General features: G+C 68.2%; 14 protein-coding genes. 13 read left to right on the top strand and 1 reads right to left on the bottom strand.

All coding sequences use genetic code 11. The annotated features are described in order from the left end of the window. Positions 1-7 precede the first annotated feature (7 nt). Entirely contained in the window at positions 8-715 is a 708-nt protein-coding gene (locus tag ACE37B_RS14590; RefSeq protein WP_409924051.1) for a TetR/AcrR family transcriptional regulator, read from the bottom strand. 337 nt (positions 716-1,052) lie between these two features. On the opposite strand from ACE37B_RS14590, the gene ACE37B_RS14585 reads away from it, so the two are divergent. Genes ACE37B_RS14585 through ACE37B_RS14525 form a run of 13 tightly spaced genes read left to right on the top strand, consistent with a single transcriptional unit; the run spans position 1,053 to position 12,359 of the window. Continuing rightward, positions 1,053-1,634, top strand: a complete 582-nt coding sequence (locus ACE37B_RS14585) for a hypothetical protein (RefSeq protein ID WP_409924050.1) — start codon at positions 1,053-1,055, stop codon at positions 1,632-1,634. After that, positions 1,631-2,320 carry a hypothetical protein gene (locus tag ACE37B_RS14580; protein ID WP_409924049.1) on the top strand — a complete coding sequence of 230 codons (690 nt, stop codon included), beginning with the start codon at positions 1,631-1,633 and terminating at the stop codon, positions 2,318-2,320. Before ACE37B_RS14585 ends, ACE37B_RS14580 begins: the two co-directional genes overlap by 4 nt. Beyond that, entirely contained in the window at positions 2,320-3,192 is an 873-nt protein-coding gene (locus ACE37B_RS14575; protein ID WP_409924048.1) for a hypothetical protein, read from the top strand. Before ACE37B_RS14580 ends, ACE37B_RS14575 begins: the two co-directional genes overlap by 1 nt. Then, positions 3,189-3,872 (top strand): SAF domain-containing protein, encoded by a 684-nt coding sequence (locus ACE37B_RS14570; protein WP_409924047.1) that lies wholly within the window; start codon positions 3,189-3,191, stop codon positions 3,870-3,872. Before ACE37B_RS14575 ends, ACE37B_RS14570 begins: the two co-directional genes overlap by 4 nt. A 2-nt stretch (positions 3,873-3,874) precedes the next feature. Next, on the top strand, positions 3,875-4,594 hold the full coding sequence (locus ACE37B_RS14565) for a hypothetical protein (protein WP_409924046.1): 720 nt from the start codon (positions 3,875-3,877) through the stop codon (positions 4,592-4,594). 22 nt (positions 4,595-4,616) lie between these two features. Beyond that, the gene (locus ACE37B_RS14560; RefSeq protein ID WP_409924045.1) at positions 4,617-5,912 is read left to right on the top strand and encodes a CpaF family protein; all 1,296 of its coding nucleotides are present in this window, start codon (positions 4,617-4,619) and stop codon (positions 5,910-5,912) included. After that, complete coding sequence (locus ACE37B_RS14555) at positions 5,906-6,751, top strand: type II secretion system F family protein (protein WP_409924044.1); 846 nt, start codon at positions 5,906-5,908, stop codon at positions 6,749-6,751. The genes ACE37B_RS14560 and ACE37B_RS14555 overlap by 7 nt, the downstream gene beginning before the upstream one ends. Continuing rightward, positions 6,748-7,632: a type II secretion system F family protein gene (locus ACE37B_RS14550; protein WP_409924043.1), complete on the top strand. Its 885-nt coding sequence runs from the start codon at positions 6,748-6,750 to the stop codon at positions 7,630-7,632. The genes ACE37B_RS14555 and ACE37B_RS14550 overlap by 4 nt, the downstream gene beginning before the upstream one ends. A gap of 45 nt (positions 7,633-7,677) precedes the next feature. After that, entirely contained in the window at positions 7,678-7,866 is a 189-nt protein-coding gene (locus ACE37B_RS14545) for a hypothetical protein (RefSeq protein ID WP_409924042.1), read from the top strand. An 11-nt stretch (positions 7,867-7,877) separates the two neighbouring features. After that, positions 7,878-8,324, top strand: a complete 447-nt coding sequence (locus ACE37B_RS14540) for a TadE/TadG family type IV pilus assembly protein (protein ID WP_409924041.1) — start codon at positions 7,878-7,880, stop codon at positions 8,322-8,324. Continuing rightward, positions 8,321-8,728 carry a TadE/TadG family type IV pilus assembly protein gene (locus tag ACE37B_RS14535; protein WP_409924040.1) on the top strand — a complete coding sequence of 136 codons (408 nt, stop codon included), beginning with the start codon at positions 8,321-8,323 and terminating at the stop codon, positions 8,726-8,728. The genes ACE37B_RS14540 and ACE37B_RS14535 overlap by 4 nt, the downstream gene beginning before the upstream one ends. Continuing rightward, positions 8,725-9,156: a pilus assembly protein TadG-related protein gene (locus ACE37B_RS14530; RefSeq protein ID WP_409924039.1), complete on the top strand. Its 432-nt coding sequence runs from the start codon at positions 8,725-8,727 to the stop codon at positions 9,154-9,156. The genes ACE37B_RS14535 and ACE37B_RS14530 overlap by 4 nt, the downstream gene beginning before the upstream one ends. Continuing rightward, entirely contained in the window at positions 9,153-12,359 is a 3,207-nt protein-coding gene (locus tag ACE37B_RS14525) for a LysM peptidoglycan-binding domain-containing protein (protein WP_409924038.1), read from the top strand. Before ACE37B_RS14530 ends, ACE37B_RS14525 begins: the two co-directional genes overlap by 4 nt. Positions 12,360-12,872: the final 513 nt, after the last annotated feature.

Here is a 12,872-nt window from a genome sequence, read left to right as displayed (position 1 = left end):
GCGCGCCCTACTCGACCCCGATGGCCTGTTCGACGAGGTCATCCCGGATGTCGACAACGATCCCGACGGCTGGTGCGACGGGCGTGGGCGAGGGGTCGGGCAGGCCAGCAAGGAACGAGTGAATGAGGAACTCGAATCTCTCGTCCGCTGGCGCTCGAAGTTCGGCCTCCGCGAAGTCGGTGATCAGGCCTCGACTTCCCGACGGTCCCGCCGACAGCCGTTGGCGGATAGCGATCAGTGACTGCTCGCGGGCGAGCCAGCCAAGGAGGACTGAGTTGAGGGAGTCGTACACGCGCTGAGCCATCGGCGGTTCAAAGCCGACGTCGGTGAGCAAGAGCAGGACGTCGTGGTTGAGCTTCTCAGAGTTGTCAAGCGTTCGGAAGCGCCGCAGGCCGGCGGCGGCGAACCCTGGCGTCTCTTCCGCGAGGCGGCGAACGCTGTTGGCGTAGGAACGAAGGGAAACGCGCCAACTTGCCGGGTCGGCTGGCGGCTGGATCTCGATCCGTGCGATGAGGCGGTCCGACACCAGGTCGATCAACTCATCGCGATCCTGCACCCACCCGTAGAGGGACTGGTGAGTTACGCCGAGGCGCTCGGCCACCGCGGCCATGGTCAAGTTCTCGATTCCGACTTCGCAGGCAGCATCGACGATGTGGTCGCGGCTGATACGCGGCGGGCGACCCCGTCGCCGCTGCCCATCCGCGGCGTAGGTCATCAACACCACCATACGCTCATCAAGGGACGAGTAGGAATTACCTGCTCACACATTTACTTGCGGGTGCAGTTTTGGGCGCTATAGCCTGACGTCAGCTGTCGCTCCCGCGGCGGTCGGGATGGGGAAGCGCGACGATGCTCAGCCAACTCGATCGGAGTGCAGTCCTCGGACTGCCGGGACCATTCCCTAGACCGCCGCGGTCCGGAAGCCGGCTCCGTCGACCAAGTTGTCGCGCGTTGGACCCGAACGGGGTGGGTTCCCTGGTGTGCAGACGACACCCCTCCGCCCAGCGCGCCATTCCGTCGCGCCGATCTGTCCGGTTCGGGTTGGGTCAGAGATGGGAACTGGCCAAGCGCTGACCGTCCCGGCCCGCCGGCGGCTCGACCGCCGCGCCTTCTGGGCCCCGGTCGCCGCGGCCTCAATCGCTGCGACCCTCGCACTGAACGCAGGACCCCACGAACCCAACCTGACCTCGCTCATCACTGGCGCTGGTCTTGCTGCCCTCGCGACGACGGATGCGACCACCCACACGCTGCCTGCGACGCACGTGAGGGTGCTTGCGGGTCTGACTGCAGTCACCATGATCGGCGCAGCCTGGTGGCACGACGCTTGGGCGCCACCGCTTCGAGCACTCGTCGGGGTCGCGCTCGTCGCGGTCCTTCTCGTCTCGCTGTGGCTTGCGCTGCCGGGGGCGATCGCGTTCGGCGACGTGAAGGTCACGGTCATTGCTTTCGCCGCAGCCGCTGCCGTCTCGTGGCGTGCAGGTGTGGTCACGATCATCGTGGCGTGCGTGATCGGTGGCGTTGCCGCCGTGATCGCCCGTAGGACTCGTCGGCACCTCGCGCCCGTGCAGCCGACCATTCCGTTCGTGCCCGGCCTTGCGCTCGGCTTCGTGGTGGGGGTGATGGTCCCATGGTGAGAAATCGACTCGCAGCAGTCGTGTTGGCGCTCGGTGTACTGGCGAGTGCGTGTTCGGGTGACGACGACGACGGCGCCGCTTCGACGACCGACGCGGCTGCGCCGACCACGACGGTTGCGCCCACCGCTGCCACATCATCGACGGCCGCGCCGAGTACCACACCCACGACTTCGAGTGCCCCGTCGACATCCCCGGCGCCATCGACGTCACCGCCGAGCACCGCCCTGACCAACGAGACCCTCAAGCCGATCGTGGAGCAACTCGTCGACTCCTACGACACCGTTGTCGCAGAGATACTCACCGATCCCAGCGTTGCATCGGATCCGGGCAACGAGTTGGTGCGTCAGTACCTGGGGCTGTTCCCACAGGACAGCACGTTCGCCAATGGCGCCCTCGGCTTCTGGGCAAGCGAGGCCTCCGCTGGCCGCTTCTACCGACCGGGACCCCGGGGCGTGATGTACGACTCGACCGTTCAGTCGGTCGAACTTCGCGGCGAGGCCGAGGCGGTGGCGAAGGTGTGCACCGTCACCTCGATCCAGATCGTCGACAGCGCCGGCGCTGCGCTCGAGTCGCAGGGTGGCGTGAATGGCGGCGAGGTTGTCGTCGTACGGGTCGGTGACGACTGGCTACTTCGCGACCTGACCGAGGCTCCGCCGGATGATTGCCCGCGGCCCGGGGACTCGTGATGCGCACGCGTACGCGCGTCGCTGTCATCGGGGCGGCAGTCGCGCTGTTGGTGCTCGAGCCCACGACGGCGATTGCTCAGGACGTGACGCAGTGCGTCGAGTGGTCACCTCGTGGCTATTGCGTGGAGTGGGATGTCCCGACGCCCGGTACCCCTGGCACGCCTGGCGGCTCGGGTGGAGGCCCGGCGCCCGAGTGCTACTGGGTCAACCTGTCGGACGACCTCGGCGCAGATGACCCGACGATCTACGCCGACTTCGGACTCGAGCGTCCACCGGAGGGAGTCGATGTCGTCTGGCAATCGTGGGAGTGTGCCGACGGCCGCACGACCTTCAACTTCCGTTGGGTGATCGCAGCCACGCCCGGAACGCTGGCGAGCATCGCACGAGGCCGACTGGTGGGTGAGCTGCCGCAACCGGTCGTCGAGACATCCCCAGCAGCCGGGACGGCGTCGATCATCGGAGTTCCAGCGTTCGTCGCCGTCGTCAATTGGACCGGTGTCGTCACCGAGACCGAGTGCGCTGGCGGGCTCTGCGTGACCGTCACCGCGACGCCACAACTGACGTTCCGGCCGGGCGAGCCAGGGGCGCCGACGGTCCAGTGCGCCGGTGCCGGGACACGCTTCACGCCGAGCGCAGGCACGCCCGAATCGCAGGCGAGCTCACCCGGCGCGTGCACGTGGACCTACGCGTCGCGTACCGGAGCAAACGGTCGTCCATCGGCGTGGCCGGGGCAGGCGTCGGTGTCGTGGTCGATCTCGTGGACGGCGACGACGGGCGCGTTTGGGTCGCTTGCCTCAGTGACGCGCTCGACCGACGTGCCGCGACCAGTAGCTGAGGTGCAGACCGTGATCGAAGGTGGGGCAACGCCATGAGTACGACGATGACTCGGCGCAACGGATCGGCGTCGCCGGAGTCGGCGAACCGTGCTGCGCGACAGGCGACCATGGTCGCGCAGAAGAAGGATCCGGTGCGTCGGCGGTGGGGTCGTATCGGCGGAGGGGTGCTCGCAGCAGTAGTGGGTGGCTGGCTGTTCGCCTCGCTCTACCTCTCGGCCGACGACCGAGTCGAGGTGTTGGCTGTCGCGTCGGACGTCGCTCGGTTCGATGTGATCGAGCGGAGCGATCTCAAGGTCATCACGATCGCGGAGGGCACGGACGTCTCGTCGATTCCGGCGTCACGGCTCGAGGATCTGGTCGGTCGGGTCGCCTCCACCGACATCGTCGCCGGCGCACTGCTCGTCGACGGCCAGCTGCTGCCCAGTGGTGACCGGCTGGTCGCTGCCGACGAGGCCGTCGTTGGGGTTCTGGTGGGGCCGGGCGACTCTCCGACGACGGGGATGAATCGTGGGGCGCAGGTGTCGGTGGTCATTCGGCCGGCCGCCGGCACGAACGGCACGGTCGCCGAGGTGCCGGGCTGGATCGCCGGAATCGGCGGAGAGGTGTCGTCGAATGGTGACCGCCCCGTCGAGGTCGTCGTCGCGCGAGCTGATGCCGCACGTGTCTCGGCCGCTGCCGCCGACCGTCGGGTCACGATCGTGGTCCTCGGGGAGTGACGATGCGTCTGGGGCTGGTCAGTGCGAAGGGGTCACCTGGTGTGACAACGCTGGCGCTCGGCGCCGGAGCGATCATGGACGCGATCGCCGTCGAGCTCGATCCGTCCGGTGGTGACGTGGAGTGCTGGTTGGGGCCGGTCGGTGAGCCCGGGCTCATCCGGGTCGCCGGGGCGCTGCGCCACACAGCAGATCCGTCCGGCGTGCTCGCGGACCACGCGGTGGAGGCCCATCCCGGCTTGCGGGTCGTCCTGGCTCCGACTGGGGGTGAGCAGGCGGCGTCCACGTTGATGGCGATCGGCAATCGGCTCGCCGCTGCCATGCGGGGCGAGGACAGCTCCGTCGTGCTCGATGGCGGACGGTGGAGCCGCACTCAACCGACCGCAGGGCGCCTTGCCGGATGCGATGTGGTCGCGGTGGCGCTCGCTCCGACGCTCGGGGGCGTCGCCCACAGTCGCGGTGTCGTTGCGGCACTGCGTGACTCGTTCGGCATGCCGGTCGTCGCCGTGTTGGTCGGCGACCGTGGGTACAGCCCGCAGGAGATCGCCGGCGAACTCGATGTTCCTGTCGTGGGCTCGATCGCGTGGGATCCGCGGGGAGCACACGCATTGGCCACGGGGGGCGCTTCGCGGTGGTGGCGTCGCTCGGCGCACGGTCGATCGATCCGCTCGTTCGTCGACGCTCTCGCCGCATGGGCGCCCGGGGAGGTGGGGGCTCGTGCCTGACCTGGGTGTGGAACGAGTCGAGGTGACACTGCGGCGGCTCGTCGCGGACGAGATCGGCGACTACCTACGCCGATGCTCTGACGAGGGCCGGAGGCCACCCGACGAGGCCGATCAGCGGCAGATGGCACGGGCGATCGTTCGGCGCGAGCTCGATGTTCGGGCGCGAACCGCGCTGCGACTCGGCGAGCCACAGATCTCCGAGATCGAAGAGGATGAGATCACCGAATCGGTCCTCGCCGCCGCGTTCTCCACTGCGCCAGCGATCGATCGGCTGCTGGAGCGTCGCGATGTCACCGACCTCCACGTCAATGGTTGCGACGACGTGCGGCTCGTCACGATCGATGGAGTCGTCGAACGTGCTGCACCGATCGCCGCATCTGACGCTGAGCTGATCGCGATGATTCAGGCGCTGGCGCGGCGCGGTGGTCACATGGAACGCGAGTTCACGCCGGCGCATCCGCGTCTCGATCTCCAGCTCCCCGACGGCTCGCGTCTCGCCGCGGCGGCATGGGTGACGCCTCGGCCCTACCTGACGATCCGCCGTCATCTCCTGGTCGACGCCGACCAGGACAACCTGGTGCGCAGGGGGATGTACGACAGAGGGGTCGCCTCACTGCTCAAGGCCTTCGTCAGCGCCCGATGGAACCTGCTGATCTGCGGAGGTCAGGGCGTCGGGAAGACAACACTGCTCCGGGCGCTGCTGCACGATTGCGAGCGATCCGAGCGTGTGGTCGTACTGGAGCAGGAGCCTGAGCTGCACCTCGACCGGATGCCCGAGCGTCACGACCAAGTTCTCGTGTTCCTCGAACGGCCGCCGAACAGCGAGGGGGTCGGCGGCATCACGCTCGCCGACCTCTCACGAACCATCAAGCGGTTCACCCCCGATCGCATCGTGGTCGGGGAGGTTCGCGGCCCCGAGGTCATCGACATGTTGGAGGCGATGAGCCAGGGCATCGCCGGTTCGATGTGCACGATCCACGCGGACTCCTCGTGGTCGGTCTTCCCTCGCATGTCGGTCTACGCCCGGGCAGGAGGACGCGACTGGGCGACCCGCGATGTGATGCAACTCGCGTCGCTCGCGCTCGACGCAGTCGTCTTCCTCTCGAAGACCCGCGACGGCCGACGGGTGGTCTCGGAGATCCGACATGTCGACCACTACGACCCGGACACCGCACAGGTGGTGACCGATGTCTGGTTCGGAGCCGGCCCCGACGGGGTGGCCACACCGAACCCGACCTCGCCGATCCCCGTCAGGTTGCTCGACGAACTCGTGGCCCACGGCTACGACCCGTCGCTCCATGAGCGAGGTGCATGGTGACCGCGCTCGCAGCCCTGTGCGGCGCGCTCGTCGTCGGAGGGCTCTGGCTCGCGATGAGCTCGTGGCGGCCGGTGCCCGTCGTGAGGACCGAACGCCAGGCCCAGGCCCGCTCCAGCGCCCTGCTGCAGCGCGATTGCGTTATCGCAGCCGTCGGTTCAGGGCTATTGGTGCTCGTGCTCACGCGCTGGCCGGTCGCTGCGATCGGTGCCGCCGTTGCCGGATGGTCGATCGCTGCGATGCCCCGTCGAGCAGATCGCGAGCGTCACGAGGCTCGCACCGAGGCCATTGCACTGTGGACCGAGATGCTGCGCGACTCGATGGGCACCGCGCGAGGCGTCGAGGGGGCCCTGGTCGCAACCGCCGCAGCGGCGCCCGTTGCGATCCGTCCCGAGATCCAGCGGATGGCGCAGCGACTCTCCAGCGAGCCGCTCGGCGACGTGCTCGACGACCTCGCCACTGATCTCGACCACCCGCTCGGCGATCTCGTCGTCACGGCGCTCCGGCTGACCTCGACGACTGGCGGCAGGCGCGTACGCGAGGTACTGGCCGACCTCGCCGCGGCCGCCTACGCAGAGGCCGAGTCGCATCGGCGCATCGCCGTCGCCCGCCAACGCCCTCGCGCAGCGCTCAAGTACACCGCGCTGATCATCGGCGGCTTCGTCGGGCTGCTTGCGGTGTTCTCCCGCCGCTACCTCGAGCCCTACGACAGCGCGGTGGGACAGGTAGTGCTCGCCGCAGTCGGCTTCTACTGGGCGGCCGGTCTGTGGTGGATGCATCGGATGGGCCGTTCCAACCCGGTGCCGCGGTTCCTCACCAACGCGTCAGGTGGTGCCGCGTGAGCGCGCTCACGGCCGTCGTCCTTGCAGGTGCTGCGACCGGAGGAGGTCTGTGGCTGATCTGGAACGGGTGGTCGCCGGCCCGACCACCGCTCGCCCAGACCCTCACCCGCCTCGGTCAGCCAGTGATCGAGATCGCCCCCGAACGCGACAACGTCGACGTGCGCGTCGGGATGTGGGCACGTCGGCTCGGCCCGGTCGAGCGCATCATCGCCTCGATGCGCACCGACCTGCGCGTGCTCCGCCGAGCCCCAGACGAACAGGCCGCTCTCATCGTCGTCTACACGCTGTGTGGCTTCCTCTGGGCACCCGTCGTCGCAGCCGGCGGCTACTTGGTCGGCGTCCACCTCCCGATCGGCATCCCCTTCTGGCTCGCCGTTGCCGGCGGTGCGATCGGCGGGCTCTCATCGGTTCGCACCGTTCGTACGCAAGCGACCGAACGGCGTCGCATGTTCTCCCATGCGTTGGGCTCCTTCTGCGACGTGACCGGCATGTGCCTGGCGAGCGGGCGTGGCATCGACGCCTCGATCCAGACCGCTGCCGCGGCCGGCGACGGCTGGCCGTTCGCAGAGATGCAGGCGACCCTTCGAACGGGGTACGTCCGCGGCGAGACGCCGTGGGAAGCGCTCGCGCGTCTCGCCGACGAATGCGACCTCACCGACCTCACCGAACTCGCTGCCGCCCTTTCGCTCGCCGGCGACGAAGGCGCCGCCGTGCGCGACACGGTCTCGTCCAAAGCGAAGTCGATTCGCGAACGACTCACCGCGAACGCCGAACGAGACGCAGCGTCGATCACCGAGCGCATGGGCATCCCGGCGACCCTCCTGCTCCTCGGCTTCATGATCTTCCTCGGCTTCCCCGCGATCTACGTCCTCTTCCAATGACAGAAAGGCCGGCTCACAACCCCGGTACGGAGAAAGGCAACAGCAGTGACAGTGATCATCGTCTGGTTCCAGGCACAACTCATCGAAGCACGAGCACGCGCCGCCGAGGAGGCGGAGCGCGGCGAGATCGTCGAGAAGGTGATCATCGTCGCGGCCGCCGCGGCCATCGCCATCGCAGCGATGGCAGCAATCGCAGCAGCTGTCGACATCAAGATCGCCGGTCTCGAGCTCTGACAGGGCCAGCGGTGCGACGGCATCGCAACGGCCGCGGACTCGATCCGCCGCGTGACGAACACACGCGCCCCGACATCCCCGTCGAGCAAAGGTCACCACGTGACCGAGGCTCCTCGACGGTCGAGTTCGTCATCGCGTCCGCCGCGATGGTGCTGCTCTTGCTGATGGTCGTGCAGGTCGGCGTCTGGTACCACACCCGCGCGGTCGCGCAGACCGCCGCACGCCACGGGCTCGACCACGTCCGCACCATCAACGGATCACCGTCGGAGGGCATCGACGTCGCGTCCGAGTTCCTCGACCAATCCGGCGGGGGACTCGAGAGCCGCATCGTCGACGCAACCCGCACCGCGGCAGTGTCATCCGTGACCGTCTCGGGCCGGGTCGTGTCGATCCTGCCCGGCGTGTCGTTCACCGTGTCCGTCACCGTTGACGCACCGACAGAACGGATCGAGCCATGAGCGCCCGACGATCCGATCGCGGCTCGGCGTCGGTCGAGCTTGTCATCCTCGCTCCCCTCTTCGGGCTGCTCCTCCTCGGCGTGATCGCCGTCGGGCGGGTCAGCAACGCCCGCGCCGACGTCGACGCTGCGGCACGGATGGCAGCACGAGACCTGTCGATCGCTCGGGACCCACAGAGCCGGCTCGCTGACGTGGAACGCGCCGTCGCCGAGACACTCGACGTCGGCTCGGCATCGTGCCGTTCGATGTCCATGACCGCGTCGGTGGCCGATGACGTGATCGAAGTGACGGTCACCTGCTCGGCCGACCTGCAAGAAGCGTCCGTGCTCCCTCTCCCCGGCAGCCTCACCATCTCGGGATCGGCGAGTGAGGTCCGCGACGCGTTCCGGGAGCGAACGCCATGATCGCCACCGGCCAACGTCGACGCGTCGACGTCCACGACGACCGAGGCTCGGTCACCGTCTGGGCCATCAGCGCAACCGTCGCGTGCGTGCTGATCATCGGCCTCGTCATCGACGGCGGCACCATGCTCCGTGCCCGAAGCGACGCGTTCGCGTTGGCCAGCTCCGCCGCCCGGTCTGGAGCACAGGAACTTGACTCCGCCTCAGCAGTGCAGGGGCTCACAGTTCTCGACCCCGTCGCAGCCGAACGGGCCGCACTCGACTACCTCGCCGCACACGGCGCAACCGGCACCGTCGCGATCACCGACGAAACGATCACGGTCACGGTCACCAGCGCGACCAGCCTCCAACTCCTCCGCCTCGCCGGCGCGGAGACCGCCAGCTTCACGGCCACCTCGACCGTGAACATCGTGAAGGTTGAGTTGCCATGAATCGCCTGCGAGCGCTCACTCGCGGAGTGGCGAGCCTCGCTGCACTCGCAGCCTTGCTCGTCGGACTGCCCGTTCTTCTCGCGTCGTGGGGGCGCCTGCCCGGTTCACCGAGCAGCGACTGGTGGGACCGACTCAGCGACACTGCCGTTTCGGACACGACGGTGTTCGTCGTGCTCACGTTGGCGGCGTGGGTCGCATGGGCGACTTTCGCTGCTGCGGTGATCGTCGAGTTCGTCGCCGGTATCCGGGGATTCCAAGCACCGCGAGTCGCCTTCGCCTGGCCGTTCCAACGATCCGCCCGAACACTGGTCGCCGGGGTCCTCCTGATGTTGAGTCTGCTCCAGAGCGCGGGGCCCTCGTACGCCTCCGTCCCCCGAGCCGCCGCGACCGCGTCAACTGCCACCCCAGTCTCATTCGGGCACAAGCCACCCCATCCGGGTCATGTCATCGCGATCACCATCGCCCCCGACGGGACCTCCGCCGACACAAGCACACCAGACGAGTCGGCCCCACCGGCCATCCCGCAGGACACGGCACCCGTGATCGAGGTCGAACGCGGCGACAGCCCGTGGAGCCTCGCCGAAGCACACCTGGACGATGGGCTGCGGTGGCGCGAGCTCTACGAAATCAACCGCGGACTTCCCCAGCCGGACGGTCGATCGTGGACCAATCCCGAGCTGATCATGCCGGGCTGGCAGCTGCGCCTGCCCAGCGCCGCGAACCTTCCGACACCCCAGTCGCCGATCGAGCCGACAGACGCAGCAGACGTCGTCCACGTCGTGCAACGAGGCGATACGTTGTCCTCGATCGCTGACCAGTACCTGGGCGACCCATCTCGGTACCCAGAGCTCTTCGAGGCCAACTGCGACCGCATCCAACCCGACGGCAGACGACTCACCGACCCCGACCTCATCGTCGTGGGTTGGAACCTCGTGATCCCGGCGACGCAAGAGCCCGCCGAGGTGGAGCCGGTCGATGCTCCAGCCGAGCCCGACCAGACGACGGATGTCGGCGAGCCCGACGACTCGCCGGCCGCCACCCCTACGACCGCCACCACCCCACCGCCGACCACCGCAACGCCAGCTCCGAGCACAACGACCCCGCAGCCACCGCCGCCAACCACAGCGCCGGCTCCAGCCGTGACGGTGCCGAACCCGCACACCGACACGGAAGCAGCAACAAGCGACCATGGAGGAAGTCCAGCGCCAATCCTCGTGGGGCTCGCAGGAGCCACCGCGCTGAGCACCGGCCTCGCGCTTCGGTTGCGGTGGCTCAGGCGTCGGCGGGCAACTCGTGGATCAGCGGCTGCTGCCGTGATCCCGAGCGATGCCGAGATCGTCGTCGTCGCAGCGGCCGACGTCCCCCTGGTCCGATGGGCCGGCCAGGAGATGGCCACGCTGATACGAGACCTCGACCCGCGCAAGGTCACCGGCGCTCCTCTGGCCGTCGAACTCTCCGAAGAGGCCGGCATCGAGATCCTCTGGGACGCGCCGCAACATTCGCCAACGGTTGGCGCGTGGCGCGCCGCCGACGGCGGGTGGGCGTGGCGCTTGGACTACGACCCGGAGAGTCCTGTGCCACCCGATGAACTCCCCGCAGGCATCCCAGCACTGGTCACCATCGGCCAGCGCGAAGGCCGCCAACTTCTCATCGACCTCGAGGCCTTCGGCACCCTCTCAGTCACGGGTCCTCCCGACTGCACGTCTGGCCTTCTCCGCTCCGTCGCACTCGAGCTCGCCTGTGGCAACGATCTCGCCGACGCGTACGTCTCGATCGTCGACATCGACGTCGATCCCCTCGTCGCTCCCCGCCATCGCCTGACAGTGCAGACACTCACGGAAGCGATCGAGGCAGCAGAGAACGCCATTGACTCCGTCAGCGCAGCAATGCGGCACGACTCACGAGCCGACTCCTTCCGGGCCCGCGTTGGAGGCGGAGCCCCCATCGAGGCCACCGTCATCGTCGCCAGCGGCCGCCAAGGGTCCATGGACGCCACGTTCTCGCCGCGGCGAGGTGCGGCACTCGTGATCGCATCGGACCGCGCCTCAATCGGGGATGGCGGAGCACGAATCGAGATCTCAGGCGACGGGACGTCCGCACGGATTGAGCCCCTCGGTATTGACTTCACACCAGTCCGGCTCGACGCATCGACTGCCGATGCGCTCGCCGCTGCAACGGTCGCCGTCGTAGATCTCCCGGAAGTCGAGCCGGACACTGTCGACCCGTCGGCGCTCGGACCGCATGCGCGAGTTGAGGGCGTTAGCAGCCAAGCGCAGCCCACCATCGAACCCTTCATTGTCAACAGCCATCGCCTCAACGGACACGAGCACGATGTGAACACCACCAGCGTGTTCACCGTCGACCTCAGCGCCGAGCAGACAACCGACGACGCGCACTCGAACGCACTAGGCGAACCCAACACCGAGTCGGACGGCCGCTTGTTCGCGACGGAGTCGACCGGGCCGGAGCTCGTCGTGCGGGTGCTCGGCGTGCCTTCGATTCCGGACCGACCCGACATCGGCCGGCGCGAACTCATCCTGGCCGTGCTGCTCGCCTGCCGAGGTGGGACGCTCGCCGCATCGGCTGCGCAAGACGCGCTGTGGGGCGGCAAGCCAGTCGAGCCGAAGACGGTGTGGAACTTCGTCGCTGCAGTCCGGCGGGCGCTCGGCGACTTCGACGACGGCACCCCAGTCATGCCTGCGGCCGACCGCGCCCGCGGCACGCTGCGGGTGCACCCTCGTGTCACGACCGACCTCGACCTGCTCCGCAGAGCCGTCGCTGCGGCGGATGAGATGTCGTCCACCGAGGCGATGTCCGCGCTACGCCATGCACTCTCTATGGTCGAAGGTCCTCCGTTCGACGCCGTCGGCTACGACTGGGCGCACCGGGACCAGGACGTCGCCGAGGCGGCCCGCGTCATCGAGCAAGCCGTCGACCGCCTCGTCGCACTCTCGGTGGAAGCCGGACAGCACGACCTCGCCCGGCACGCGATCAGTCGAGGGTTGCGGGGACTCCCGGGAGACGAGCACCTCTACCGGCTCCGCATGCGACTCGAAGCGCACGCCGGCAACACACGAGGCCTCGTCGCCGCCTACGAGGAACTGTGCGTGTACCTCGCCGACCTCGAGGTCGAACCGTCGCCCGCGACCACCGCGCTCTACAACGAACTCCGATCGCAGCGAATCTCCAGCACCGTCAGCTGAGCGGCGGGACGGCGGTGGCGACAATCGTCCAGTCGCCCGGATCTGCGAACGCGGCAGCAGCCTCGAATAGTGCGATCCGCTCGTCTGCGACCGTTCCGCCGACCGTTACGGTGACGTACTCGGCGTTCCCGCGGACTCGGACCCACTCGCACCCGGCAGCGAGCCGACGCAGCTGCTCGTAGAACTCAGAGAGCCGCCGCGAGGCCGCAACATCGTGGGGGTCACCATGAACGATCGTCAGGTGTCGACGTCCGTGAGCGAGCTCGACTGCCTCACCGATCAACGCCCCGCAGCCCGTCTCCACGCAATGGCCTGTGCCGCCAGCTACGCAATGTGCACCGAAGGGATCGGCCTCATCCAAGTCATCAATTCGCATAGCCCCGCTCCAAGGTAGGAAGGACCGTGGACCCACGAGCACGGCGATTCGGTGGAGTGGGCTATCCGAGGGTACGCCGAGTCGATTCTCGAAATCAGGGGTGAAGGAGCGGACACTCTCGCAGTCCTCCCACGAGT

Origin of the sequence: Ilumatobacter sp., from assembly GCF_046290335.1 — a bacterium.
In the GTDB taxonomy this organism is placed as follows: Bacteria; Actinomycetota; Acidimicrobiia; order Acidimicrobiales; family Ilumatobacteraceae; genus Ilumatobacter_A.
The sequence above is the reverse complement of the archived record's forward strand: the minus strand, read 5'-3'. Positions and strand labels throughout refer to the sequence as shown.

Coding starts and splice junctions, on each gene's coding strand:
- ACE37B_RS14570 (WP_409924047.1), top strand. CDS start 3,189: ATGAGTACGACGATGACTCGGCGCAACGGATCGGCGTCGCCGGAGTCG.
- ACE37B_RS14565 (WP_409924046.1), top strand. CDS start 3,875: ATGCGTCTGGGGCTGGTCAGTGCGAAGGGGTCACCTGGTGTGACAACG.
- ACE37B_RS14585 (WP_409924050.1), top strand. CDS start 1,053: ATGGGAACTGGCCAAGCGCTGACCGTCCCGGCCCGCCGGCGGCTCGAC.
- ACE37B_RS14555 (WP_409924044.1), top strand. CDS start 5,906: ATGGTGACCGCGCTCGCAGCCCTGTGCGGCGCGCTCGTCGTCGGAGGG.
- ACE37B_RS14530 (WP_409924039.1), top strand. CDS start 8,725: ATGATCGCCACCGGCCAACGTCGACGCGTCGACGTCCACGACGACCGA.
- ACE37B_RS14525 (WP_409924038.1), top strand. CDS start 9,153: ATGAATCGCCTGCGAGCGCTCACTCGCGGAGTGGCGAGCCTCGCTGCA.
- ACE37B_RS14535 (WP_409924040.1), top strand. CDS start 8,321: ATGAGCGCCCGACGATCCGATCGCGGCTCGGCGTCGGTCGAGCTTGTC.
- ACE37B_RS14590 (WP_409924051.1), bottom strand. CDS start 715: ATGACCTACGCCGCGGATGGGCAGCGGCGACGGGGTCGCCCGCCGCGT.
- ACE37B_RS14575 (WP_409924048.1), top strand. CDS start 2,320: ATGCGCACGCGTACGCGCGTCGCTGTCATCGGGGCGGCAGTCGCGCTG.